General features: G+C 41.9%; 21 protein-coding genes. 8 read left to right on the forward strand and 13 right to left on the reverse strand.

All coding sequences use genetic code 11. The features are described 5' to 3' along the window. Nucleotides 1-14: 14 nt before the first annotated feature. From BM095_RS10730 to BM095_RS10760, 7 genes are all read right to left on the reverse strand, one after another. The gene (locus tag BM095_RS10730; RefSeq protein ID WP_091661458.1) at nucleotides 15-728 is read right to left on the reverse strand and encodes a FadR/GntR family transcriptional regulator; all 714 of its coding nucleotides are present in this window, start codon (nucleotides 726-728) and stop codon (nucleotides 15-17) included. Then, nucleotides 709-1,446 carry a LutC/YkgG family protein gene (locus BM095_RS10735; RefSeq protein WP_091661461.1) on the reverse strand — a complete coding sequence of 246 codons (738 nt, stop codon included), beginning with the start codon at nucleotides 1,444-1,446 and terminating at the stop codon, nucleotides 709-711. Before BM095_RS10735 ends, BM095_RS10730 begins: the two co-directional genes overlap by 20 nt. Next, a complete protein-coding gene (locus tag BM095_RS10740; RefSeq protein WP_091661464.1) occupies nucleotides 1,443-2,867 on the reverse strand; it encodes a LutB/LldF family L-lactate oxidation iron-sulfur protein in 1,425 nt (474 codons plus the stop codon). The genes BM095_RS10735 and BM095_RS10740 overlap by 4 nt, the downstream gene beginning before the upstream one ends. Beyond that, nucleotides 2,867-3,604 (reverse strand): (Fe-S)-binding protein, encoded by a 738-nt coding sequence (locus BM095_RS10745; protein ID WP_091661467.1) that lies wholly within the window; start codon nucleotides 3,602-3,604, stop codon nucleotides 2,867-2,869. Before BM095_RS10745 ends, BM095_RS10740 begins: the two co-directional genes overlap by 1 nt. Before the next feature lie 225 nt (nucleotides 3,605-3,829). Beyond that, nucleotides 3,830-6,010 (reverse strand): malate synthase G, encoded by a 2,181-nt coding sequence (locus BM095_RS10750; protein WP_091661469.1) that lies wholly within the window; start codon nucleotides 6,008-6,010, stop codon nucleotides 3,830-3,832. Nucleotides 6,011-6,230: 220 nt separating this feature from the next. Next, nucleotides 6,231-7,118 carry a ComEC/Rec2 family competence protein gene (locus BM095_RS10755; protein ID WP_091661472.1) on the reverse strand — a complete coding sequence of 296 codons (888 nt, stop codon included), beginning with the start codon at nucleotides 7,116-7,118 and terminating at the stop codon, nucleotides 6,231-6,233. 82 nt (nucleotides 7,119-7,200) lie between these two features. Then, entirely contained in the window at nucleotides 7,201-9,477 is a 2,277-nt protein-coding gene (locus BM095_RS10760) for a transporter substrate-binding protein (RefSeq protein ID WP_091661475.1), read from the reverse strand. Between the two features lie 262 nt (nucleotides 9,478-9,739). Here BM095_RS10760 and BM095_RS10765 point away from each other — a divergent pair, with 262 nt between their 5' ends. Together BM095_RS10765 and BM095_RS10770 are read left to right on the forward strand one after the other, a co-directional pair. Next, on the forward strand, nucleotides 9,740-9,922 hold the full coding sequence (locus BM095_RS10765) for a hypothetical protein (RefSeq protein WP_091661477.1): 183 nt from the start codon (nucleotides 9,740-9,742) through the stop codon (nucleotides 9,920-9,922). Then, on the forward strand, nucleotides 9,915-11,339 hold the full coding sequence (locus BM095_RS10770) for an amidase (RefSeq protein WP_091661480.1): 1,425 nt from the start codon (nucleotides 9,915-9,917) through the stop codon (nucleotides 11,337-11,339). The genes BM095_RS10765 and BM095_RS10770 overlap by 8 nt, the downstream gene beginning before the upstream one ends. A gap of 163 nt (nucleotides 11,340-11,502) precedes the next feature. Here BM095_RS10770 and BM095_RS10775 read toward each other — a convergent pair whose 3' ends face one another. The 6 genes from BM095_RS10775 to BM095_RS10800 all read right to left on the reverse strand — a co-directional run bounded on the left by BM095_RS10775 (nucleotide 11,503) and on the right by BM095_RS10800 (nucleotide 17,032). Further along, on the reverse strand, nucleotides 11,503-12,213 hold the full coding sequence (locus BM095_RS10775; protein ID WP_177194787.1) for an IucA/IucC family C-terminal-domain containing protein: 711 nt from the start codon (nucleotides 12,211-12,213) through the stop codon (nucleotides 11,503-11,505). Next, a complete protein-coding gene (locus BM095_RS10780; protein ID WP_091661485.1) occupies nucleotides 12,182-13,000 on the reverse strand; it encodes an ABC transporter ATP-binding protein in 819 nt (272 codons plus the stop codon). Before BM095_RS10780 ends, BM095_RS10775 begins: the two co-directional genes overlap by 32 nt. 15 nt (nucleotides 13,001-13,015) lie before the next feature. After that, complete coding sequence (locus BM095_RS10785; protein WP_091661488.1) at nucleotides 13,016-14,053, reverse strand: FecCD family ABC transporter permease; 1,038 nt, start codon at nucleotides 14,051-14,053, stop codon at nucleotides 13,016-13,018. Beyond that, nucleotides 14,050-15,063 carry a FecCD family ABC transporter permease gene (locus tag BM095_RS10790; protein WP_091661490.1) on the reverse strand — a complete coding sequence of 338 codons (1,014 nt, stop codon included), beginning with the start codon at nucleotides 15,061-15,063 and terminating at the stop codon, nucleotides 14,050-14,052. Before BM095_RS10790 ends, BM095_RS10785 begins: the two co-directional genes overlap by 4 nt. A gap of 66 nt (nucleotides 15,064-15,129) precedes the next feature. Beyond that, nucleotides 15,130-16,104, reverse strand: coding sequence for an ABC transporter substrate-binding protein (locus tag BM095_RS10795; RefSeq protein ID WP_091661797.1), 975 nt, complete (start codon nucleotides 16,102-16,104; stop codon nucleotides 15,130-15,132). A 163-nt stretch (nucleotides 16,105-16,267) separates the two neighbouring features. Continuing rightward, nucleotides 16,268-17,032 carry an IclR family transcriptional regulator gene (locus BM095_RS10800; RefSeq protein ID WP_091661492.1) on the reverse strand — a complete coding sequence of 255 codons (765 nt, stop codon included), beginning with the start codon at nucleotides 17,030-17,032 and terminating at the stop codon, nucleotides 16,268-16,270. A gap of 185 nt (nucleotides 17,033-17,217) precedes the next feature. Between BM095_RS10800 and trhO the strand changes: the two genes are divergently transcribed. From trhO to BM095_RS10830, 6 genes are all read left to right on the forward strand, one after another. Continuing rightward, nucleotides 17,218-18,186, forward strand: coding sequence for an oxygen-dependent tRNA uridine(34) hydroxylase TrhO (gene trhO, locus BM095_RS10805; protein WP_091661495.1), 969 nt, complete (start codon nucleotides 17,218-17,220; stop codon nucleotides 18,184-18,186). A 433-nt stretch (nucleotides 18,187-18,619) separates the two neighbouring features. After that, nucleotides 18,620-19,690, forward strand: coding sequence for a pyruvate dehydrogenase (acetyl-transferring) E1 component subunit alpha (gene pdhA, locus BM095_RS10810; protein ID WP_091661500.1), 1,071 nt, complete (start codon nucleotides 18,620-18,622; stop codon nucleotides 19,688-19,690). Continuing rightward, a complete protein-coding gene (locus BM095_RS10815) occupies nucleotides 19,687-20,688 on the forward strand; it encodes an alpha-ketoacid dehydrogenase subunit beta (protein WP_091661502.1) in 1,002 nt (333 codons plus the stop codon). Before pdhA ends, BM095_RS10815 begins: the two co-directional genes overlap by 4 nt. 62 nt (nucleotides 20,689-20,750) lie before the next feature. Further along, nucleotides 20,751-21,905, forward strand: coding sequence for a dihydrolipoamide acetyltransferase family protein (locus BM095_RS10820; RefSeq protein WP_091661505.1), 1,155 nt, complete (start codon nucleotides 20,751-20,753; stop codon nucleotides 21,903-21,905). Next, nucleotides 21,906-23,306, forward strand: a complete 1,401-nt coding sequence (locus tag BM095_RS10825; RefSeq protein ID WP_091661507.1) for a dihydrolipoyl dehydrogenase family protein — start codon at nucleotides 21,906-21,908, stop codon at nucleotides 23,304-23,306. It abuts the gene before it with no gap. A gap of 51 nt (nucleotides 23,307-23,357) precedes the next feature. After that, entirely contained in the window at nucleotides 23,358-24,287 is a 930-nt protein-coding gene (locus tag BM095_RS10830) for an alpha/beta hydrolase family esterase (RefSeq protein ID WP_091661508.1), read from the forward strand. Nucleotides 24,288-24,319 lie beyond the last annotated feature (32 nt).

Here is a 24,319-nt window from a genome sequence, read left to right on the forward strand (position 1 = left end):
AGAACCAGAAAAGATCATCCTTCCCGGTTCTCCTCTCTTCTTATAATAGCCTCTACGCTTGATAAGTGACGAAGCATGGTTTGTCTGGCTTCGGTCCTGTTTTTATTTTTGATCGCCTGGTAAATTGCTTCGTGCTCGTCATATAACTGTTCCAACGTCTGACTTTCAGAAAATAACCAGACCTTCCTGCTTTCAAATATCGTTCTTTTCAATGTATCCGATAGCTTGGTCATCATATCGGTGATGATATGGTTATGTGCCCCTTTTACCACAGCTAAGTGAAAAGCCATGTCTGCCGTCTCTCCTATATCTGCACGAGTGGATGCCGCTTTCATATGTTGAAGTGCTTCTTGCATCGCTTCGAGTTGAGACTCGGTTCGCTTTTCCGCAGCCAACTCTGCTGCACCTACTTCCATTATTTTTCGTACTTCCAACAATTCTAATATCTCTTTCTTCGAAATGATACGCTCTGACGGGTCAAAAACTGCGGAGAAATCATAAGGATTGACAAATGTACCTTCCCCCTGTTTTATGGTGACCGCTCCGACTGCTCTTAATGCGCTCAGTGCCTCTCGAACTGCTGAACGACTAACTTGGAATTCATCGGCTAACTGGATGACAGATGCTAATTTGTCTCCTGGCTGTACTTCCCCACTTTTAATCATATGTTCAATTTCTTCTCGAACCAATTCAGAAATTTTTTTTGATTTAATTTGTTTCGTGCTCATTTTTCTTCTCCTTTTTCAAGTCATCGACTAAAATATAGCAGGCTCGTACCGGCCCATGGACGCCGACTACTAGATCCAATTCAATATCAGCACTGTTACTTGGTCCGGAAATGAAGTTAATACAAGCCGGCAGACGCCTGCCCTTTTCTGCTTGTTCATGAATAGCCGCTGTTGCTTGTGTCATTCGTGGTACTAACGTGCTTAGAGGTATAATCGCAATATAATTAGTTGGCAATAAGCTGACAGACAGTCCTTTTCCTGCCCCGTTCATTATGACCACTGTACCAGACTCAGCTAACGTATAATCCGAAAATGTAATACCGACATCCGCTTGTTCAGCAGCCTGGATATTTGCCTCTCTTCCCGGTTCCTCTCCCCACACGGAGACTTGGGGCCGTTCTACTATAGAATCTAAACCAAATTGATGAAAACGAGGATCATCCCATACAGCTGCTGTGATCGCTTCGTATTCCACGAATACCTGATCAATAACTTCTCTCAAATTGTTGATGGTTGCCTCTCTCACATCTGTGTGAATAGCTAGACACTGCTTTTTTAGCACTTTTGCTAATTCACTAATGTCTGCCTCTTTCCCCATTTTCTGATGAGGGAATGAGAAATAACTAGGAGGATTCACCGTGGTGCGTCGTTCTCTTCCTAATCTATCTGCCACGTGATTGAGAAAAGTTGTTTGATTTTGAACATTTCCGCTACTCATTCTGCTCCCCCCTTATTTCTTTCTTTTACCCAATCCCTGAAGCGCTCTTTCTTTGGACCGGGGAAGTCTCTAATTGCCGTCCATTCCTTCAAAGGGCCGGGGCCTTTCTCTATCGTTTCCTTATTTGTAAACGGAGCGAGCAGAGCGGGAGCTGTTTTTGCTGCCATTTCAAATAAACGGGGAGAGCTCGCCACTAGTCCAAATCCTTTCATAGCAAATGTTTCCCCTAATGTTGTTTTCTTTTCTTGCGCGATCACTTTCCGGTGTTCCACAAGCAGTTCGTGTAGAGGGATTTTTACCGGACAGGCATCTGTACAAGCAGCACAGAGGCTTGAGGCATATGGTAAGTCTTGGTGATCTTCGTATCCCTCAAGAAGAGGGGACAAGACCGCACCAATTGGCCCCGGGTAAATGGATCCGTAGGCATGACCGCCAATATGCCGATAGACCGGGCAAACATTAATACAAGCCGCACAGCGAATGCAATGAAGGGCTGATTGAAAAGGTGTGCCGAGAATATTTGAGCGGCCATTATCGACGATAACTAGGTGAAATTCTTCGGGGCCGTCCACATCCTCCTGAGCTTTCGGACCGGTCAGCCCGGTAACATAACTCGTTAATTTTTGTCCAACTGCACTTCGACACAGCATACTAACGAGAATATCGAGCTCTTCCCAGGTAGGCACCACTCTCTCCATCCCCATCACTGCGATATGTGTTTTAGGAATCGTAGTGACAAGCCTTGCATTTCCCTCGTTCGTAACAAGTGCTACACTCCCTGATTCTGCGACCGCAAAATTACATCCAGTGATACCGATGTCCGCCTCTAGAAATTCTCGACGAAGCTTTTTTCGGACGAATTGTGTCAGCTCTTCCGGCTTAGATGTCTTTTGATACCCTTTCCGTCGTGAAAACGTGTCTTTAATTTGCTCTTTATTTTTATGGAGAGCTGGCGCAACGATATGAGAGGGAGGATCATGATCATCTATTTGTAGTATGTATTCTCCCAGGTCCGATTCAATCACTTCTACTCCAGTGGCTTCTAATGCCTCATTCATGCTTATTTCTTCAGTTACCATGGACTTCGCTTTCATCACTTTCTTTGCTTCTTTTCTTTCGGCAATGGATTGAATATATCGATTCGCTTCAGCAGCAGTTTGGGCAAAATACACGTGCCCCCCATTTTTCGACACATTTTCGCTAAGCCTTTCTAAATAGTAATCTAGATTGTCAACCGTATGAGATCGAATCTTTTCCGAGAGGGAACGCCACTCTTCCCAGTCCCCCAGCTCTTCTTCCGCTTGGGATTTATTCGTATAAAGTCGTTCCTGAGCTGTGCGGACCGTCTCTCTCATATAGGAGTCGCGTACCCCTTGTTCCGCACGTTTGTCAAACGATCGCCCTCCTATTTTCATCGCCATTATACGTCGCCTCCTCCCATTTCTCTGTGATTTAATACCTCTGCAATATGCATTACCTTGATAGGTTTTTTCTCTTTTTGAATCCGACCGCCAATGTTCATGAGGCAGCCATTGTCTGCTCCAATTAGAACATCAGCTTCTGTTTCTTCTATATGCTCTACTTTTTCATCTACCATTTGTTCGGAAATGGTGCTCATTTTCACAGCAAAGGTCCCACCAAACCCACAGCAGTTCTGTTTATTAGGAAGCTCTTTTAACTCAAGTCCTTGAACATTAGAAAGAAGTACATAAGGTGCCTCTGTTTCACCTAATAGACGGACCATATGACAGGAAGTGTGATAGGTAGCAACTCCTTGTAAAGTAGCTCCCGTATTAGTAACGTGTAACACACGATATAAAAACTGGGTGAGTTCGTATGTTTTTCCTGCTAATTGTTCTGCCCGCTCACGCCACCGTATTTCGTCTTTCAATAGTGATGGGTATTCTTTAAACATAGCGGCACAAGACCCAGACGGCGTAACAACTTTTTCGGCATGCTCAAACGTCTCAATCATATGCTTTGCCGCTTTTTTCGCATCCTTATGATACCCACTGTTAAATGCGGGCTGACCACAACACGTTTGCTTCTCAGGAAAATCAACCTCACATCCATGGCGCTCTAAAAGCTCTACAACATTTTTCCCAACATCCGGATAAAAAATATCTGTTAAGCAAGTGATAAACAAGGAAACTTTCATAGAAGTACTCCTCTCTTCTTCTAAAAAGTGATGACAAGGTCATCAGATGTCTACGATTGTAAGTGCTTTCATCATACCAAGCCGTCTTATGATTTTACAATACTTTTCGAAAATTAAGTTATTAATCCATGAAGTTAACAAGGGCCGCCCAAAAAGTTGTTATTAACTACTTTTTTGGGACAGCCCTTCGAAAATATCTTTATTTAAGATGATCCAGTGAAAATGTTATTTCTTGGCTAATTCTTTATTTTTCACTTCGAGACGACGTTTATGCAAGATTGGCTCAGTATACCCACTTGGCTGCTCTCTTCCTTTAAATACCAAATCACATGCAGCTTGGAAAGCAATTGATTTATTGAAATCATCGGCCATTGGACGGTAGTTTGGATCACCGGCATTTTGTTCATCGACTACCTTTGCCATTCGTTTCATTGTATCCATGACTTGTTGTTCCGTGCATATTCCATGGTAAAGCCAATTCGCCATGTGCTGGCTGGAGATACGTAAGGTCGCCCGGTCTTCCATGAGACCAATATTGTTAATATCAGGAACTTTCGAACAGCCTACTCCAAGGTCAACCCAACGAACCACATACCCTAAAATTCCTTGTGCATTATTATCTAATTCTTCCTGAATTTCTTCCTCTGACCAGGTCGGATTCTCTTCAACAGGAATTTGTAGTATCTCATCATGCAAATCTTCCACTTTATCTTTAAGCTGTGATTGGACTTCTTGAACGTCTATATGATGATAATGAAGAGCATGAAGTGTTGCAGCAGTTGGAGATGGCACCCAAGCGGTATTGGCTCCTGCTTTCACTTGGCCAATTTTTTGTTCGAGCATCGCCGCCATCATATCCGGCATAGCCCACATTCCTTTTCCTATTTGCGCACGACCTACAAGCCCCGTTTCTAATCCACGAAATACATTCGACCGTTCATAAGCATCTAGCCACACTGACTTCTTCATATCACCCTTTCTAATCATTGGTCCTGCTTCCATGGATGTGTGAATTTCATCTCCAGTACGATCGAGAAATCCGGTATTAATAAACACAATACGGTCCTTCGCTTCCCGGATACAAGCTTTTAAGTTAAGAGAGGTGCGTCTTTCTTCATCCATGACACCCATCTTAAGAGTATGGCGTTCTAATCCGAGCAATTCTTCTGTTTTGTCGAATAGTTTATTCGCAAAAGCTACCTCTTTTGAGCCGTGCATTTTTGGCTTAACAATATATATGGAGCCCTTTTCAGAGTTTCGATATTTGCTATTTCCAAGAACATCATGCATCGCAATAAGACTTGTAAATACTCCATCTAGTATTCCTTCTGGTACTTCTTCTCCGTTTTTATCCAGAATAGCAGGGTTTGTCATTAAATGACCAACATTTCTCACGAACATCTTCGAGCGTCCCGGTAATGTTAATTGTTCACCAGTGGAACTCCGATAGACACGATCCGGGTGTAATTCTCTGGTCACTTCCTTTAATCCTTTTTGGAAGGTAGCTTGTAATGTTCCTTTCATGAGACCTAGCCAATTCCGATATACCTCTACCTTATCCTCTGCATCTACAGCCGCAATGGAGTCTTCACAGTCCATCAAAGTAGAAAGAGCTGCTTCCATTAAGATATCCTTTATTCCTGCAGCGTCCGTTTTCCCTATAGGATGGTCCCGATCTATTTGAATCTCAAAATGAATACCATTGTTTTCAATGAGGATGGCCTCGGGTGATTCTTCTTGTCCTTGGTACCCTTTGTATTTAGTTTTTTCTTTTAATAATGACTCCGTCCCGTTCTCAAGTATGACACCAAGCTCCCCATCGCGTACCACGTATTGAGTGGCTTGTTGATGAGACCCTTCTGTGAGAGGAATAATTTCGTCGAGAAATTGCTTTGCGTATTCTATGACTTTTTTGCCTCGAACTGGGTTATATTCGCTCGTTCGTTCCGCTCCGCTTTCTTCCCTGATAGCATCTGTGCCGTAGAGAGCATCGTACAAACTCCCCCACCTTGCATTTGCAGCGTTTAACGCATAACGCGCATTCGTTAAAGGTACAACAAGTTGCGGACCCGCTTGTTTTGCAATTTCATCATCCACATTGCTCGTTGTCACTTCCACATCCTCTGTCTCCGACTCTAAGTAACGAATGTTTTTTAGAAACTTTTTATACTCATATGGGTCGAATGATTCTCGATGATCTTTATGCCACTTATCCAACTTTGATTGAAGCATTTCTCTCTCTTCAAGAAGAGCTTTGTTTTCTGCAGTTAATTCATGAATGAGTGTATCAAGTCCCTGCCAAAATTTTGATGGGCTCACTCCAGTCTCTGGAATGGCCTCTTCATTTATAAATGCATAAAGTTCTTCTGCTACTTGCAAACCACCAACTGTAACATATTTCCCCATTTTCTTTTCTCCTCCTAATGTTGCTTATTACGAAACAACGTTTCTTATTTATAGAATAACATGTCATTTTATCTATTTCAATTGTTCAGATTACTTTTTTTAAAATCACCTTTCTGTTCATGATTAGATGCAGCTCTCCTGCAGATCAATGGACACTTACATAAAAAAAGCTGTATCAAAAAGTCATTTTTTACCTTTTGATACAGCCCTTATTAAACTCTTACATCCCACATGATGGAATTAATTCGCTTGCTTCTCTGCACCTATCATAGATAGCATACCATTTCTCTGTTTCTATGTTGTAGGAGTTTGTGTCAGCTGTCACTACTATATCTCCATGCTCATACGTGCTGTATATCGTTGCACCTATACGGTTTAGTCTGCTTACAACCCTTCTTGTCGGGTGGCCAAATTCATTTTCCCCGTAAGTAAGTATCGCGGTCTCCGGTTGTACCTTTCTTAAAAAGTCCATACTTGTGGATGTTTTCGATCCATGATGCCCTACTTTTAAAATTTCTGCTTCTACGTCAAATTCATTTACCATTCTCATTTCATTGTCCTTTGTAGCATCACTAGCAAGCAAAAAGTCTATTTCTCCGTGCGTTATTTTAAAAACAATCGAGGATTCATTGCGCTCCTCACTTTCACTTAAGGCATTCAGCGCTTGCATCTCAACAGGCGGGGCAAAATCGATCGTCTCCCCGTGGTTTACAATATCAAAAGGAATCTCCCTCTCTTCTACGAGTTTTAAATATTCGATATACGTATCCGTCGTATGTTCCTTTCCACTATCTAACACGTGCTCTACTTCTACCTCACGCAACACTTCGATTAACCCGCCAACGTGATCTGCATCTGGATGTGAAGCGACAACATAATCTAAGTGCTCGATGCCAGATTTTTTTAAATAGGTAACAACCTTTTCACCTGCATCCCTTCTGCCTCCATCAATCAACATCGTCTGCCCTCTATATTCAATTAATGTGCTGTCACCCTGGCCCACATCAATAAAATGAACGACTAAGCTGTCATCTGGCGCAGCAGATACGTGGGAAAAGAGATGGAGAAATAAAAATGTAAGTAATAGGATATATCTGCAGTGCTGCAATGTAAATCCCCCTTACGTTATTATGTAACGCGGGGGACGTTGATTATTCATCTATTTCATTCGTGTCTCTACCGAATATCATTTACATAGAGATGGAGTATTCTTTCATCTTTCTATACAAAGTACTTCGAGCAATTCCAAGTATGGATGCTGCTTCTGCTGCGGAACATGTTTGATTGACTGCTTTTTCGATTGTTCTTTTTTCTACTTCTTTTAATGACAGCTTGTTTACTTTACTTTCCGAGAAGCTTCTAACCTTTTTCGGCAAATGTTTCATATCGATAGAAGCTCCTTCGTTTCGCGCAATTAAAAATGCTCTCTCCAATGCATTTCTTAATTCGCGAATGTTCCCGGGCCATGGGTAAGACAAAATAAGCTGCAGAGCTTCATCTTTTATGAAACCAGGCCCATAATTGTAAGCTTTCTGGAAATCTTTCAGAAATTCGAAACATAAATGCTCGATATCTTCCGAACGTTCTCTTAGAGGAGGGATGGTGATGGATAGAACGTTTAACCGATAATACAGATCAGAGCGAAAAGAGTTCTCATAGGCAATTTCCTCTTCCAAATCTCTGTTAGTCGCAGCAATAATACGTGTATTGATAGGCCGTTCCACTGTATCTCCGACGCGGACAATTTTTTTATCTTCTATTGCTCGCAACAAAGTCACTTGAAGTTCAAATGGCATATCACCTATTTCATCCAAAAATATTGTTCCATTCTGAGCTGCTTCAAACTTCCCAGTTGATCCGCCTTTCCGTGCACCTGTAAAAGCCCCATCTACATAACCAAATAATTCACTAGTAATTAAATCTTTAGGAAGTAGGCCTGTATTTACAGATATAAAGGGGCCGTTTTTTCTTTCGCTCATATTATGAATCGCTTGTGCCACCATTTCTTTACCAGTTCCTGTTTCACCAAGTATAAGAACATTAGCAGATGACTCTGCAGCGATTTTTCCTACTTCCAACTCTGATTGATATTCTTCATTCACTGTCTTTACATGTCCAAACACATAAGGCGATTTTGAAGAAATGGACGGCAATTTTGGTTTTAAAACAAAAAGGTTTTGTTCTTTTCCTGGGTATTGGTGGATATAAAACGATCTCTTCATCTTCTCCAGCATTTCCTTAGTGACAAAGGAACCTTCCATCCAGTTGGTCATTTTAGCTGCTTGATGACTTTGATAGACGATTTCTCCTTCGCTAGAGACCGCTAGTACAGCTTCTTCACTTACCTTCCCCCAATTTCTAAGAACCATCTTATGGTATGACCGTTCAGAAATAGTATTCAACTTAAAAGGTTGCGGTGATATTTCTTTTTCAGAATCCCATACAGTTTCAAACTGCCCTTCGTGTGTAACTCTTCCTATTTTCACAGGGCGAGATAAATGGCGATGATTCGGATCAGTAACAATCGTTCCGCATAAGGTGTTATATTTACGTCCACTTAAATGATAGATAATCTCCCGGAATTCCTCTGTCTCGATCCTCACAATGCTGTCTAATACCAGCTGAGTTCCTAAATAAGTATTAAACATTACAGAAGACACAGGCTGCTTTCTTCCAGCAAACTGTTGAAAATTTTCCACGAATTGTCGGTTTTCTATAGAAGGAATGGATTGGAAATAGCTTGCCGAACTGTAATGTCCCTCCCCAAACTCAGCTCCCATAACGTCAACTTCTGTTTCCTTAGTGATCGGACTAAAAATGGGCATCTCATTAAAGTCCAGCCCGACTTGTTTGTACATTTGATAGAAAGGGATGACACTTTTTCCCACAAGGGTTGAAAAGATAATATCTGGTTTTTTTTCAACGATTTCTTGAAAAATTTCATAAAATGACGTAAAACCAAACGGAACATACCGCTCCCCCACTAAAGAATGTTCTTTTCCTTTTAAGAATAATTTAACTTGCTGATTTGTTTCACGGGGATAAACGTAATCTGTGCCGATCGCATAAACTCGTTTTCCGTAATGTTGAGCACCGTATTCTAAGAGGGTATGTACTTGTTGATTAGGTACTTCGCCTGTGTAGAAAACGTTTGGGTGACATTCCTGGCCTTCATACAAAGCTGGATATACAAGGAGACAGTCATATTTCTCTAACACCGGAAGAACAGCCTTTCGACAAGCGGAAGTATAGCATCCAACAAAAATCTTTATGCCCGCTTTTGCCAAATCCTCTGCTTCTTTTGCGGCTTGTGCAGGATCAGAACGGATATCACGAGTGAATGTGGTAATAGAATGAACCTGTGTTTCATATTTGCTAATGGCATATTTTGTTGCCTTCCATTGTCCTATTTCGGTAATAGAGGTCGTCCCTGTCAAAGAAAACAATAATCCTACCTTGATTTCCACACACATTCCCTCCATGAGTGTTTTATTTTGAGATACGCTGTCTCAAAATTAGAAAACCTTTCTACATCATCTATTTTACAATAAATATCAGAACATTTGGAATTAATCTTTCTCTTTTTCAAACGAATGCTTTTCCAATGTGCCTTCTATCCCTGACTTTCTCATTGGCATGCATTTTGCAAATTAACTAGGTGAGTGTCTACTGAAGGAGAAGTGCGGAACGTGCAGACACCCTATAAAATAACGAGGGGAGAGATGAGGAATGAAGTTATCCATCCGAGACGTGCTGAAGGATAAAGGAATTATTGTAAAAAATAACCACTTACCGGTACTTGAAGAGCGTTGGGAAGGCATGGAGTTGTTAAGAAAAGAAGCAGAAGATGCCAACTTAGATGATTATGATATTGCGTTAAGGAATATTCCTGGAGGTGATCATATTGAGTAAGGATCTAGTGTCGAAGCCTGTAGAAGAGTTGGCTCCCCTCATTAAAAACAGAGAAGTATCCTCTTTAGAAGTAACAAAAGCTGTGATGAATCACGCTGAAACGGTTGATGAAACGATAAATGCTTTTATATCTATGACAAGAGAGCAAGCTGAAAATGCAGCTAGACAAGCAGATCAAGAAATAGCATCAGGTAACTATAAAGGAATGTATCACGGCATTCCTATGGCTGTTAAAGACAATTTATATATCAAAGATGAACTGACAACGATGGCGTCCAAAATACATGGTAAGTATATACCTGACTACACAGCAACCATCATCGATAAAATGAAAGATGCCGGTATTGTTTTCACTGGAAAATTAAATATGCATGAATATGCTTGGGGAATAACAACTAATAATCCACACTGGGGTGCTTGCCGAAACCCTTGGAATACAAAAAGATATCCAGGCGGATCAAGTGGCGGATCCGGCGCTGCTGTTGCATCAGATATGAGTGTTGCATCTTTAGGAACGGACACAGCGGGGTCCATCCGTATTCCATCATCGACTTGCGGTATTGTTGGTTTAAAGCCTACATTTGGAAGAGTCAGCAAATACGGCTGCTTTCCGCTTGCGTGGTCCCTTGACCATATCGGGCCGATGACCAAAACCGTAAAAGACGCTGCCGGACTTCTTGAAATCATTCAAGGATTTGATAAAAATGATCCTACTTCCATAAACGTCCCAGAAAATAAATATGTAGATAAATTAAACGGGGATATCAAAGACCTTGTTATAGGCGTGAATGAGGACTATTACTTTAAAGATGTAGATAGAGAAGTAGAGGAGAACGTGCGTAAAGGGATTAAGAAGTTGGAGGAGCTTGGTGCAAAAGTAGAAACCATTAGCATTCCAGGCCTTAAGCATGCAGAATACGCAGAGCTTGTTACAAGCCTATCAGAGGCTTCAGCAATCCATCACCGTAACTTAGTCAATCGACCTGATGACTATGGTGATGACATTCGTCTCTTATTCGAATTAGGCGAGCTGCCATCAGCAGTTGAGTACTTACAAGCACAACAGTTGCGTCGACAACTGAAATTAGATTATCAAAAAGCCTTTGAAAAAGTGGATGTATTAGTAACACCAACACTTCCAATTATTCAGCCTGAAATAGGTCAAGATACAGTTGATTTGAATGGTAAGCAAGTAGACCTTATTAATCATACCATTCGGTTTATGGGTCCTAGTAACTTAACCGGTCTTCCTTCTTTATCTGTCCCATGTGGGGTGGGGAAAGAAAATATGCCAATAGGAATGCAGATCATAGGCCCACCATTACGGGAAGACCTTATCCTCAATGTCGGTTACGCTTTTGAAAAGACAAATCCACTTCAAGGACAAAAGCCATCTTTCGCTAAATCAGTACAGTAATTCATATATAGCAAGAGCCCGGCTGGCATAAACATGGATCAGCCTGGCTCTCTATTTTTAGCTGATAACATACAAGTTAATTTGAAATTTCATAATTATTGCCTTTGCATCCCTAACAAGAACCGAAAATATGGTGACTAAACGAAAATTGAACGAGCTTGGTTCACTTACTATTACATTCCTTTTTTGGGCAAGCTCCGCAAAACTTCCCTTTACTTGTACCGGTTTGATAATAATAACAGCATGTTTGCCGAACGCGGACAGAATCCTCGCTTTGTTTTGTCGAGTAAAATAATTGTAACGGGTTTGTTTTTGTGCCAAAGACCTCACTTTTTGCATCATGAATAAGGTATTGGAAGTCTTCTTCAATCCTTGCTTTAACTTCTGGAGTTGCATGTTTCATCAGTTTCTTCTCATATAAGGAGAAAATACGAACAGCAGTATTTTCCCACAACAATGCTCTTGAGACAGCAGTAACATCAAAGAGGGTATACCATATCCTGTTTACATGCTCTCTAAAGAGTGTCGCTATCGCTTGTTCTCTCCATATTTCCCGAGGACCTTTTTTATGGAAATCCTCCTGAGCATTCACTAGTTGTAAGGAAGGATTCCATTTTGCTTCATTCTTCCCTAACGTGAGCTGACAGTTATGGATGGACATATCATATGCTTTGTCTTCTAGTGTCATTTTAGAAAGGGCAGGCAACACGACTACTTTGGCGTAACTCTTCGCAAATTGAGATGCAGTGACATCAAGCGAAGGTGCCTGAATAAGGCGCTTCATATAATAAAGATATTCCTCGCAAAGAGAGGCATCCGTCCAGTCTATCGATGAGATAGTGCTACTGTGCTTTAGCATTAATGAGTTTTTCATTACGCTTCCTCCCCTTTCCATGAGGGATCACCATAGGGGTACCAAACAAAGGATCACTCATCACATCACAGTTCATATGAAATACACGGCGGACGAGATCAGCACTCATGATATCTTCCGGTCTCCCCTGCGCGACAATATTTTTATTTTGAATAGCCACTAAGTGATGAGCATACCTGCAGGCTAAATTCATATCATGGAGCACCATCACTATCGTCCGTCCTTCGTTATCGTTTAAATCATAAAGCAAATCTAGTATTTCAATTTGATGAGACATATCTAAGTAAGTGGTTGGTTCGTCGAGCAAAAGCGTATCTGTTCCTTGTGCAAGTGTCATAGCGATCCACGCTCTCTGCCTTTGACCACCTGATAACGCGTCCACAGGAAAATCAGCGTATTCGGACATATTTGTCTCTCTAAGGGCCGCATTCACCATTTTTTCATCTTCACTTGACCATTGTTTTAACCAGCTTTGATGGGGGTATCTTCCTTGGGTGACCAATTGTTTCACAGTTAATCCTTCTGGGGCGGTCGGGCCTTGTGGAAGGATGGATAACTTTTTAGAAATATTCTTCGTTTTCATTCGGGCCATTTCTTCTCCATCCAACAAAATCGTTCCTTTTTCAGGAGTTAACAAGCGGGCTAACGTTCGTAAGAGAGTCGATTTCCCACACCCATTCCCTCCAATAAAAACCGTAATCTCACCTTTCGGAATATGGATAGATAAATTATCAATAATTGGATCTTGCCCATAGGAAATAGTCAAATCCTTCGCTTCAAGATTCATGATCAAACTGCCCCCTTAAAATTGATTCCGATTTTTTAACAACAAATAGAGAAAAAACGGAGCGCCTACACCAGCTGTGAACACACCCGCCGGTATGTCAACAGGATAAAAAATAGTTCTTGCTGTCAGGTCAGCCGTAAATAACAACAATGCTCCTGTTAGGGAAGACGCAATCACTAAGCTTCCGTACGTCTGACTCACCAATGTACGCGCAATATGTGGAGCAATGAGACCAACAAATCCAATCGCTCCTACTGCGGCGACTGCGGAACCTGTTAAAATGACACAGATCGCAAGTAGAATAAAGCGATCTCGTTGCACTTGAACGCCCATCCCCACGGCCACTTCATCTCCCAGCTGCTGAGCGTTTAAGCTTCTAGAGAAAATGAAAGCAAGCGGTATCAAGAGAAATACTAGCAGCGCCATCATCATTACATCTTCCCAAGAAGCTCCATATACGCTTCCCGTCAGCCATAAGTATGCTTGGCTCGCTGTAACAGAGGAGCTCAGTACAATCATAAATGTTGTTAATGCACTCATCACTGCTGCCATCCCAATTCCGATAAGTATTAACCTCATCGGCGTTATCCCGTTACTCCAAGACAGCATATAAATAAACACCGATATAATAAGCGCTCCAGCAATTGCGGCAACCGGCATCCATTCCATACTGACACTGCCCGCCAAAAAAGTGAGGAATGCTACTGCAGCTACAGAGGCTCCTCCCGTTACGCCGATAACATCTGGCGCCGCTAATGGATTGCGTACAATACCCTGCAAGATCAGTCCTGCCACCCCTAAAGCTGCACCGACAAGAAGAGATGCAAGCGTCCGCGGCAAGCGAGATGTCATGATGATAAATTCATTTCCACCTGTGCTATGTCCGATGATTGTCTTCACGACTTCCCATGGACTGAGCAATTTATTTCCAAGACTTGGCCCTGCGATACATGCCAATACCACAAGCAATGCCAGCAGTCCTATCATTAGCACGGTTTTTGATTTCACTTGAAAAGAGAAGCTTCTGTTACGAAATCCTAGATGCCGCTTCATAGCTTCGACACTCCCTTCCGTGCAATGTAAACAAAGAAAGGACCACCGACCAGGGCTGTCATAACCCCTATAGGCACTTCTTGGGGCATGATCAGAAATCTTGCTAATACGTCAGAAATTAATAGTAGAACAGCACCTAGTAATCCGGAGAAAGGAATAATCCATCTATAATCGTTCCCGGCAAAAAAACGTGCCACGTGGGGGATCACTAACCCAATAAAACCCACTGCTCCTACGACTGCTACTGAACTACCAGCGAGAATCACTACTATTACACCCATTAGCCCTTTCACGATTGCTACATTTTGTCCCATACCTTTTGCTATATCGTCACCAGTAGCCAGCAGATTAATGGACTTTCCCATAAGCATTGCACTCACTATGGCTGTCCCTATAAATGGCAGCACAGGTATCAGCATGTCAAGAGTTCGACCGCTGATCGAGCCAGCCAACCAAAACAACACATCTTGAAGACCTGTTTCATTTAAAACGAGCAGAGCCTGCGTATATGATTGAAAGAGGGCGCTGATTGCTGCACCAGCTAATACGATCTTTACAGGGGTTAAGCCATTTCTTCCGATCGCTCCTAGAACATACACGATGAGGGCAGCAATCGCTGCTCCAACGAAGGCAAGAGCTGTTAATTGAATAAGAGAAGTAACGGAAAAAAATAACACTCCAATAACAACGAAAAAGATGGCTCCGTGGTTTATTCCAAATACGCTTGGTGAGGCTAACGGATTTTTCGTTAATGCCTGCATAAGTGTTCCTGCTACAGCTAAACTAGCACCGATGATACTGCCGATAATAGCTCTTGGAAGACGATCAGCCTGAATAATAATATGTTCCGTTGAAGATTCATCATAGTTTACAAAAGAGGAAAGAGCTTCTTGAAAAGTAATGGGTGTCTGCCCAAATACGATGCTTGCAAGAAACGCCACACTGAATAAAACAATGAATACAATTAACATCAGAAACTGTCTGTTTTTTATCGATGAAAGTTGAGTCATTCTGCCACTTCCGTATTCACAAACTGAGAAAGAGGAAGGCTAGCCACTCTTCCTCGCTCCCGTTTCTTATTCCAGTTCAAAGATTTCATATAGATCATCGAGCATATGATGTGCAGAGATATAACCTCCGGCAGCATTCCAGGCAACTTCCTCAACCATGTACACATTGTCGTTTTGAACAGCTTCTAATTCCTCCCAAAGAGGATGACTAGTCCATTCTTCATAAGTAGCCTGTATTTGCTCAGTCTCTGTCCCGGAATTAAAATTAAAAATGATCTCTGCATCTGCCTCAGGAATACTTTCTTTAGATGATAATTTAATCCCCCATTCATCGGGATTATCGTGTCCTTCAGGGCGGGAAAATCCTGCATCTTCAAGTATTTGCCCCGCATATCCCATATAGAAAATACGGGCGTGATCAGCTCGGAAGTTAGTGATCGCTGCTTCTATTGGAAGACGGTCTCCCATTTTTTCCTTAAAATCAGCAATGCGATCATTATATTCCGCTAGTAATTCTTCCGCTTTTTCCTCTTTATTGAGAGCTTTACCAGTGATTTCTAATGTATTTTTCCAATCATAGACAGCTTCGCCTACGACAGTAGGAGCAATGCTTGAAAGATCCTCGTAAATTTCTTCATGTCTCGTCTTAGAAGCTATGATAACGTCAGGTTCCAGTTCGGCAATAGCTTCCAAATTAGGCTGCGTTTCTTCCCCTACCACTTCCGCACCTTCAAGGTCATCACGTAAGTACTCATAAATCGGCTTCTCTGTCCATGATTCGACTATCCCAACTGGCTTAGTCTCCAAAGCAACCGCAATATCATTGGCACCTTGGTACAAGGTAACCACTTTCTCAGGAGTGCCTTGAATGTCTGTCTCACCCATCGCATGCTCGACTGTCCTTACGTTTCCAGCCTCCACTCCTTCATCGTTCGAGTTGTTCCCTTCGGCAGCGCTTTGCTCATCTGTACCACAAGCAGTAAGTACTGCGAAAAGTAAAAGTAGTAAAAATATAGTTAAAATACTTTTCCTATGTATCATGGTCTCCTCCTTATATAAATGATATCCATTATCATTCTCACTACGGACAGTATATAATTGAGAATCATTATCGTCAATGTCTTTTGTTAAATACCGAATTTTTCTTTGATGTTCCCTAACATAAAAAACACCAGTGTCTCCTTCACACTGGTGTTTCCCCACTTCAACTATGAATATTGTAACTGTACCCCAGCCTTCTAGATACTTTCTTCCCTGCTTCCATCAAAGGTTCTTTTAATTGTTTGATCCGTTCTTCACTCATCCGGATTGTCGGTCCTGAAATGCTGATCGATCCGGCAATTTCTCCTTTAAAATTAAAAATAGGTGCAGCGATACACGTAATACCGACTTCATTTTCCTCCACTTCTTGTCCGTACCCACGCTCTCTTATCTCCTTGAGTTTTTCTAGTAACTCTTCGGGATCTGTAATCGTATTTTCTGTATGGGGAGGGAGACCTTTTTGAGCTAGAATGTCTTTTGCTTCCCTTTCTGGAAGATAGGCAAGTATCGTTTTACCGGCACTCGTACAATGCATAGGCGCTCTCTTTCCAACTTGAGAATGCATGCGCAATGTTTCATGTCCTTCTAGTTTTTCAATATACACCGCTTCCTTTTGTGAATAGATGACTAAGTGAATCACTTCATTTGTGAGCGTTTCTAATTCCTTCAGGTAAGGAGCCGCTTCTTTTCTAATATCGATAGAATCAAGCAATTTCGAGCTAAGTTCCAAATACTGATAACCGAGCCGATATTTTTTTGTCACACTGTCTTGCTCGATAAATCCATGCTCTATTAATGTGGCTACCAGTCGGAACACGGAACTTTTGTTCAATTCAAGTTTTTCAGCCAGCTCCGTCACACCAAAACCATCTTTTCTCATGCTGACTATTTTAATAATTCGAAGCGCCCGGTCGACCGATTTTACCATGTTGTTCCTCCGTTTCTGCTGCTCTCTTTTCCATTTATTATAACATTATTCTGTCTTTAAACCGAATAGTGAATAGAGGTTGCAATCGATGTATAGTTCTATATACAATAGAATATTGTAAGAGATATCGTATACACCTATACGAGTTTATATCTTGCAAATATAAAACAGATAGGTGATGAATAATGGGAGAAAAAAATTATCGCGTATTACTTTATTACTATTACACACCACTTGAGGATCCAGAGACATTTGCCGCCGATCATTTAGACTATTGTAAAGACCTCGGTTTGAAAGGCCGGATTCTTGTGGCTACCGAAGGAATTAACGGCACGGTTTCTGGGACAGTGGAACAGACAGAACAGTATATGAAAGACATGAAAAACGATCCACGTTTTTCTGACATCGTTTTTAAAATAGATGAAGCGGAAGGACATGCTTTTAAAAAAATGCATGTCCGTCACCGCCCGGAGCTTGTCACACTTCGTCTCGAAGATGATATTGACCCGAACGAGATCACGGGTGAATATCTTAGCCCTAAAGAATTTCGTGACGCGCTTTTGCGGGAGGATACTGTTGTTTTGGATGCCCGTAACGATTATGAATACGATTTAGGTCATTTCAGAGGGGCGATTCGTCCGGATATTAAAGCATTCCGCGAGCTCCCTGAATGGGTCGAGGAAAATAAAGAAAAACTTGAGGGCAAGAAAATTCTCACGTATTGCACTGGTGGTATTCGTTGTGAGAAATTCTCTGGCTGGTTGAAAAAAGAAGGGTTTGAAGATGTCGCTCAACTTCACGGTGGTATCGTTACGTATGGAAAAGATGAAGAAGTAAAAGGTGACCTTTGGGACGGAAAATGCTATGTGTTCGACGAAAGAATCAGTGTTCCAATTAACCAGATCGAGCATAACGTGGTCGGTCGTGACTACTTTGATGGAACACCTTGTGAGCGTTATATCAATTGCGCAGAACCAGATTGCAACAAACAAATTATATGCTCCGAAGAGAATGAACACAAATATCTCGGCGGATGTACGCATGAATGCCGAGTTTCACCTCGAAACCGTTATGTGATCGAGCATAATCTATCACAAGAAGAAATTGATGAACGCTTGAAGCGTATCGAAGAAGAAGACATGCAAAAAGCGTAAAAATAAGTTTTATAAAGGAAGGCTGAGACGGGGACCTCTCCGTTCTCAGCCTTTTTTATATTGCTCTTTTTATCAGCTCCGTTGTGTATGGTTATTCACCAGCTTCCTTCCTGTCACAGCGATGAACTATTTATTCCATGTTATTCAAGCCTATTATTGAAAGCAGCAATTCGCAGATTTGTACTTTTACATACTTACCCCTCCCTTACCACTCCCATCGAAGGAAGATTAGATTTTCCTCGATTTCGTCCGTAAAAACAAAATTATTAACTATTCAACACGTAAAAGCTTAAAAGCTTTAACTTACGCTCTTGCACGAATTTTCCGATGAATATAAGCTAACTTCAGAAGATTACAAATACACCAAAAGGAACGAAAGAAATGAAGCAAGAGTTGCATGAATTCCTTCAAAACAGAAAGGAGATGTCTCCTCATGCTTGATCAATTTCCCATCCAGCAAGTCATTCACCAAGACGGCCATATTACAGACGAGAAATACAAAGAAAAAATTTCAATCGATAAAACAAAAGATCTTTATTATAAAATGCTGCGTGCTCGCCTTCTTGACAAGAAATGTGTCAATCTTCAACGCCAAGGACGTATTGGCACTTATGTACCGTACGAAGGACAAGAAGCGGCCCAAATTGGAAGCGCTTGCGCCCTTGATGAAGGAGACTGGATGTTCCCGACGTATCGTGATCATGCCGCCACTCTTACTTTTGGCTTCTCCATGCGGAACTTACTTTTAAACTGGCGAGGTCGATATGAAGGGAACGTCCCTCCTGAAGGGATTCATATCTTCCCTCCTGGCATTCCTATCGCTTCTCAGCTCCTCCATGCTACGGGAGCAGCATGGGCAGAGAAAAAGCACGGAACCGATCGGGTATCTCTCGTTTATTTTGGAGATGGAGCGACCTCGGAAGGTGATTTTCACGAAGCCCTTAACTTCGGCAGTGTCTTTGATACACCGACTATCTTTTTTAACCAAAATAATGGTTATGCGATCAGCGTCCCTATGGAAAAGCAAATGAAGTCGAAGACGATTGCCCAGAAAGGACTGGGTTACAATATTCCCTCTGTAAGAATTGACGGAAATGATGTTTTCGCTGTGTATTTTGCTACGCAGGAAGCGGTAGAACGCGCTCGTGCCGGTAACGGTCCGACGTTAATTGAAGCAGTCACCTGGCGTTATGGTGCTCATACGACCGCAGACGACGCCTCTATGTATCGTGATCAAAAAGAAAGTGAGATAAGAAGACAAACAACCGATCCTCTTCTACGTATCGAACGTTTCTTAAAAGCACAGTCTGCTTGGGAGGAAGCATGGATTAATGAACTGGAAAGCTCCATTATGTCCGAAATTGAAACCGCCCTCGAGGAAATGGAATCTTACCCAGACCATGAGTTTGCCCATCTCTTTGATCATGTCTACGACCAACCTACTTGGACAATTCAGGATCAAGTGAATGAGCATCTCGCAATTAAAAGGAGGCAAACACAATGAGTACAACTGATGTTAAAACGAAGAAATTAACGATGATAGAGGGCGTTCGAGAAGCGATGCGTCTTATGTTAAAGGAAAATGATGATATTTTAATTCTAGGTGAAGACGTCGGTAAAAATGGCGGGGTATTCCGTGCAACAGAAGGATTGTACGAGGAATTTGGTGAAGATCGTGTGATCGATACCCCCCTGGCGGAATCTGGTATTATTGGGAATTCCATTGGTTTAGCCGTGAATGGGTTTCGCCCTATAGTAGAAATTCAATTTCTCGGCTTTATTTATCCGGCTTTCAACCAATTAATGACTCACGCAACACGCTTACGACAGCGTTCTATGGGCCGCTATACTGTGCCATTAGTCGTTCGCGCTCCATATGGCGTCGGAGTACGCGCTCCAGAAATTCACTCAGACAGCGTGGAAGGTCTTTTCACTCACATGCCCGGCATAAAAGTCGTTGTTCCATCAAACGCTTACGATGCAAAAGGCCTGCTCATTTCAAGCTTAGAAGACCCAGATCCAGTATTATTTTTGGAACCTTTGCGTTGCTACCGATCCAGCCGTACAGAAGTGCCCGATGAAAAATATTACATTGACATCGGGAAGTCATCCGTACTGAAAACAGGGGAAGACATCTCTGTTTTTACTTGGGGAGCGATGGTTCAAGACACGTTAAAAGCAGTAAAAGAACTTGAAAAGACACGTAATATTTCATGTGAGGTCATCGACTTACGTACACTTTATCCACTGGACAAAAACACCATTTCATCTTCGGTCCAAAAAACAGGCCGCGCAGCCATTGTTCATGAGGCTCCCGCTACAGGTGGAGTAAGTAATGATGTTATTTCTCTCATCAATGATACTTCTTTCCTTTACCTTCGTGCGCCAATTCAGCGTGTCACCGGCTTTGATACACCAGTACCTGTTTATTCATTAGAGCAAGAATATTTGCCAAGTGCCGCAAAAATTCAAGCCGCCATTGAGCGAGCAGTGGATTTTTAATAATAGAGCTAGAGCGCCCCTCACAGGCGTTAGGATATGCAAAAGGAAGGAGTGCCGGTCGTATGATTGACGTCAAACTTCATGATATTGGCGAAGGAATGCATGAAGCTGAAATTCTTCAATTCCTCGTAAAAGAGGGAGATGGTGTTAAAAATGACGAACCTCTCGTTGAAATACAAACAGATAAAATGACCGCTGAACTTACTGCCCCGAAAGCAGGAACAGTTACTTCCATCGAAGTTCAAGAAGGTGACATAGTGGAAGTCGGAGATATTATTTTAAAAATTGGGAACGAAAATGAAAACAACACAAACTCCCAGCTAAGCAAACAGACGACAGAGAAGGTTCGCGAACCAGTGGCTGCTGGAGGCCCAATGGAAGAGCCACAATCCGTTTCTACCGCAAGACGTGTGCTAGCTGCGCCATATACAAGGAAGATTGCCCGTGATAATGATATTGATATTGAGAAAGTGAAAGGGACAGGACCAGCCGGCCGGGTTATGGACGAAGATGTTTATGCCTATATACGTCAACAACCATCCTCTATAGAGACCAGTGAGCTGGAGGAAGCCCAGCTATCCATAGACGAAAGTGGAGAAACAGAAGAAAGTCATTTTTTTCACACCGAAGTACACTCTCATGACAGTAGATCATTTTTACACACTCCCGTTGCGGGTCATAGTGTCTCTATTAACACGCGTGCCATTAAAGACCTAAGTGATCAACTTGGAATCTCTCCATTCGCGTTTCTAGCAAAAAGTGCTCAAGTTGCTTCACGAGAATACCCTCAAGTGAATGCATTCGTTGATGAAAAAGAGCAAAAAGTAAGGTTTTTCACAGATTATCACATCGGTGTACACGTAGAAAATAAAATGCAACGGATCGAGAACGTTGAGAAACTAGGCTTGCGTGAAATAGAACGTAAGCTAGAGGAAGAAAGCTCTTCTAACAATATCTCTACATTCTCTATATTCATTACAGATAACTACACACGAATCTCCACAGCTCTGCCAAAAGGTCAGGCTGCCACTCTTGCTGTATCTCCTGAAGAAGAGAGACCTGCTGTGTTGGACGGCGAAGTTGTAATTCAGCCGTATATGGACACCACTCTTTTCTTTGATACGCGAGCGTTGAACGGATTTGAAGCGGCAACCTTCCTTACAAGACTCAAGCAATTATTAGAAAACCCTAATTTATTACTAGTGGAGTTGATATAAGTGGTGGTAGGAGACTTTTCACACGAGAAAGAAGTGATTATTGTAGGCGGTGGTCCTGGAGGCTATCATGCTGCCATCCGGGCCGCCCAACTCGGTAAAGAAGTAGCTATTATTGAAAAGAACGCGATTGGTGGAATCTGCTTAAATAATGGCTGCATTTCTTCTAAATTATTTGCGGAAGCTGCGAAAAGGATGCGAGATGCAGCTGACTTAAGCTCATTTGGCGTTACTGCCTCTTCCCTATCATTTGATATGAGTGCACTACAAGAACGAAAAGAAACCATTATTACTAACCTAACAAAAGGTGTAAAAGCCCTTTTAAACAAGTATCATGTTGAAATGATTAAAGGGGAGGCAACATTCCTCGCCGATAATCAAATTGGTGTAGAGCGTGGCGAGTCATTTGAAAAATATCAATTTGAGCAAGCTGTTATTGCAACGGGGGCGACCTATACACGCCCCGACTCCGTTTCTATGGAACATAAAAGAATTTTAGATCCTTCCACTCTCTACAAATTAAAGGAATTACCGGAACACCTTATCGTTTATGGATCCGATTATCAAGCAGTGGAAGCAGCTTCTACGTTTTCAGCTCTAGGTTCTCAAGTCACTTTCGCGTACAAGGATGAATTACCTTATGACCCGGCTGTGACAAAAGAATTATTACGTCTTATGAAAAAACATAAAATAAAGGTAATAAAAGAAACCTCCCTAGAAGAATGTTCTCCAGGAGATAATGACATCACCGTGAGTTTCCTATCTGACAGTAAAGAGAAAACAGTGACTGCTTCTCATTTATATATATCCTGCACCCAAAAACCAAATACACCCTCCCTGCGTCTCGATGCATGTGGAGTGAATACAGATGAATATGGTTTTATACCCATCACCCCTACAACAGAAACAAATCAACCTCACATTTTTGCGGTAGGTGATGTCACCCCGAATAGCGAATTAGCAGTAGAGTCTATAAAACAAGGAAAAGTTGCCGGGGAGCGAATGGCTGGAGAGAAAAGTGAATGGGACCCCTATGCTATTCCACAAGTGACTCATGCTATTCGCCCCATTGCGTCTGTGGGACTCACCGCAGAATCTGCTAGAAAAGAAGGTTTTGATGTAGCAGTTGGGAATTTCTCCTTATCCGCAAACGGATATGCAGCTTTAACAAATAAAAAAGAAGGTGTCATTAAGATCATTAGCGAGAAAAAAACAGATGTTATTCTAGGATTTCAAGCTATTGGAGAGGGATCTGTTGAGATGATCAGCCAAGCTGTACAGTCGCTTGAGATGGGGGCACGGGATGAAGATATTACTTACCCTTTCTACCCTCACCCTAGCTTTAACGAAGCTTGGCTTGAAGCAGCAGAATCATTAAAAAATAAGGCTGTTCATCGAGTATAGCCTTCTATTTAAAGAGATTAGCAGTGTTTGAGCGAGGTGAAGACCAATACAATGAAAAAAGGAAAAGTATCCAAAGAAACCATTGTTGTCCAAGGTCAAGAAAGATCTTTTTTATATTATATACCAACTTCCTACAAGGGATCAGCACCTATCCCCTTACTCTTAAGTTTTCATGGGGCTGCAAGCGACGCATCCTACCATAGCCGCTTAACAACATTTCATCACCTGGCAGAAGAAGAGAATTTCTTTGTCTTATACCCTGAATCTACCAAATTAGATCCTTCTAACCCTTCATCCAAGCAATGGAATGAAGGAGTATCAGGCAATCCTGCTAAGGAAGCAAACGTAAACGATATAGAATTTATTAAACAATTAATTGAACAATGGAAACAATTGTATTATGTAGATAAGGGTAAAATATTCACTACCGGGTTTTCCAATGGTTCTGGTTTTAGTTTAAGATTAGCTATCGATCTTCCGAATACTTTTGCAGGAATTGGAGTTGTCTCTGGTCCACTTCCATTAGCTTTCAGCGACAAAGTTGAAGATATGCCTCCCCTTGTCTTTATGATGGGTACGGATGACCCTATTATCCCCTATTCTGCTGCCCACGCAGCCGGGGAGCATCAATATGCGATATATGAATTACTAGGAGCACAAAAAACAGCTGAAGCTTTTGCTTACGGGTCATACGAAGTAACACAAGTAGTAACAGAACGGCTGCCTACTAAAGTTTTAGAAGATGCAACCCGAGTAGATTGCATCCGTTTTAATGATCATGCTGGACGTTCTCCGGTGACCTTTTATTCTATAAAAGGGGGAGGACACACTTGGCCTGGAGGACCCAAATTACAGCCTCCTGCTTTTAACGGTCCTGTTAGTCAGCAAATCGACGCGACTCGAGTGATTTGGGATCATTTCAATGAACAAACGAACGAAAAGGGTAGTCATAGGACGGTTACTTCTCGGAAGACTTACTAAAAACATGGAGTTAGTGTAAACAAAAGGTTATT

The sequence above is a fragment of the Alteribacillus iranensis genome (assembly GCF_900113025.1).
Classification (GTDB): domain Bacteria; phylum Bacillota; class Bacilli; order Bacillales; family Marinococcaceae; genus Alteribacillus_A; species Alteribacillus_A iranensis.

Excerpts from the sequence above, each read along its gene's own strand:
- BM095_RS10790 (WP_091661490.1), bottom strand. The coding sequence starts at position 15,063 with ATGACTCAACTTTCATCGATAAAAAACAGACAGTTTCTGATGTTAATT.
- BM095_RS10820 (WP_091661505.1), top strand. The coding sequence starts at position 20,751 with ATGATTGACGTCAAACTTCATGATATTGGCGAAGGAATGCATGAAGCT.
- BM095_RS10740 (WP_091661464.1), bottom strand. The coding sequence starts at position 2,867 with ATGGCGATGAAAATAGGAGGGCGATCGTTTGACAAACGTGCGGAACAA.
- BM095_RS10780 (WP_091661485.1), bottom strand. The coding sequence starts at position 13,000 with ATGAATCTTGAAGCGAAGGATTTGACTATTTCCTATGGGCAAGATCCA.
- BM095_RS10765 (WP_091661477.1), top strand. The coding sequence starts at position 9,740 with ATGAAGTTATCCATCCGAGACGTGCTGAAGGATAAAGGAATTATTGTA.
- BM095_RS10800 (WP_091661492.1), bottom strand. The coding sequence starts at position 17,032 with ATGGTAAAATCGGTCGACCGGGCGCTTCGAATTATTAAAATAGTCAGC.
- BM095_RS10815 (WP_091661502.1), top strand. The coding sequence starts at position 19,687 with ATGAGTACAACTGATGTTAAAACGAAGAAATTAACGATGATAGAGGGC.
- BM095_RS10795 (WP_091661797.1), bottom strand. The coding sequence starts at position 16,104 with ATGATACATAGGAAAAGTATTTTAACTATATTTTTACTACTTTTACTT.
- trhO (WP_091661495.1), top strand. The coding sequence starts at position 17,218 with ATGGGAGAAAAAAATTATCGCGTATTACTTTATTACTATTACACACCA.
- BM095_RS10745 (WP_091661467.1), bottom strand. The coding sequence starts at position 3,604 with ATGAAAGTTTCCTTGTTTATCACTTGCTTAACAGATATTTTTTATCCG.
- BM095_RS10830 (WP_091661508.1), top strand. The coding sequence starts at position 23,358 with ATGAAAAAAGGAAAAGTATCCAAAGAAACCATTGTTGTCCAAGGTCAA.
- BM095_RS10735 (WP_091661461.1), bottom strand. The coding sequence starts at position 1,446 with ATGAGTAGCGGAAATGTTCAAAATCAAACAACTTTTCTCAATCACGTG.
- BM095_RS10785 (WP_091661488.1), bottom strand. The coding sequence starts at position 14,053 with ATGAAGCGGCATCTAGGATTTCGTAACAGAAGCTTCTCTTTTCAAGTG.
- BM095_RS10775 (WP_177194787.1), bottom strand. The coding sequence starts at position 12,213 with ATGAAAAACTCATTAATGCTAAAGCACAGTAGCACTATCTCATCGATA.
- BM095_RS10730 (WP_091661458.1), bottom strand. The coding sequence starts at position 728 with ATGAGCACGAAACAAATTAAATCAAAAAAAATTTCTGAATTGGTTCGA.
- pdhA (WP_091661500.1), top strand. The coding sequence starts at position 18,620 with ATGCTTGATCAATTTCCCATCCAGCAAGTCATTCACCAAGACGGCCAT.
- BM095_RS10750 (WP_091661469.1), bottom strand. The coding sequence starts at position 6,010 with ATGGGGAAATATGTTACAGTTGGTGGTTTGCAAGTAGCAGAAGAACTT.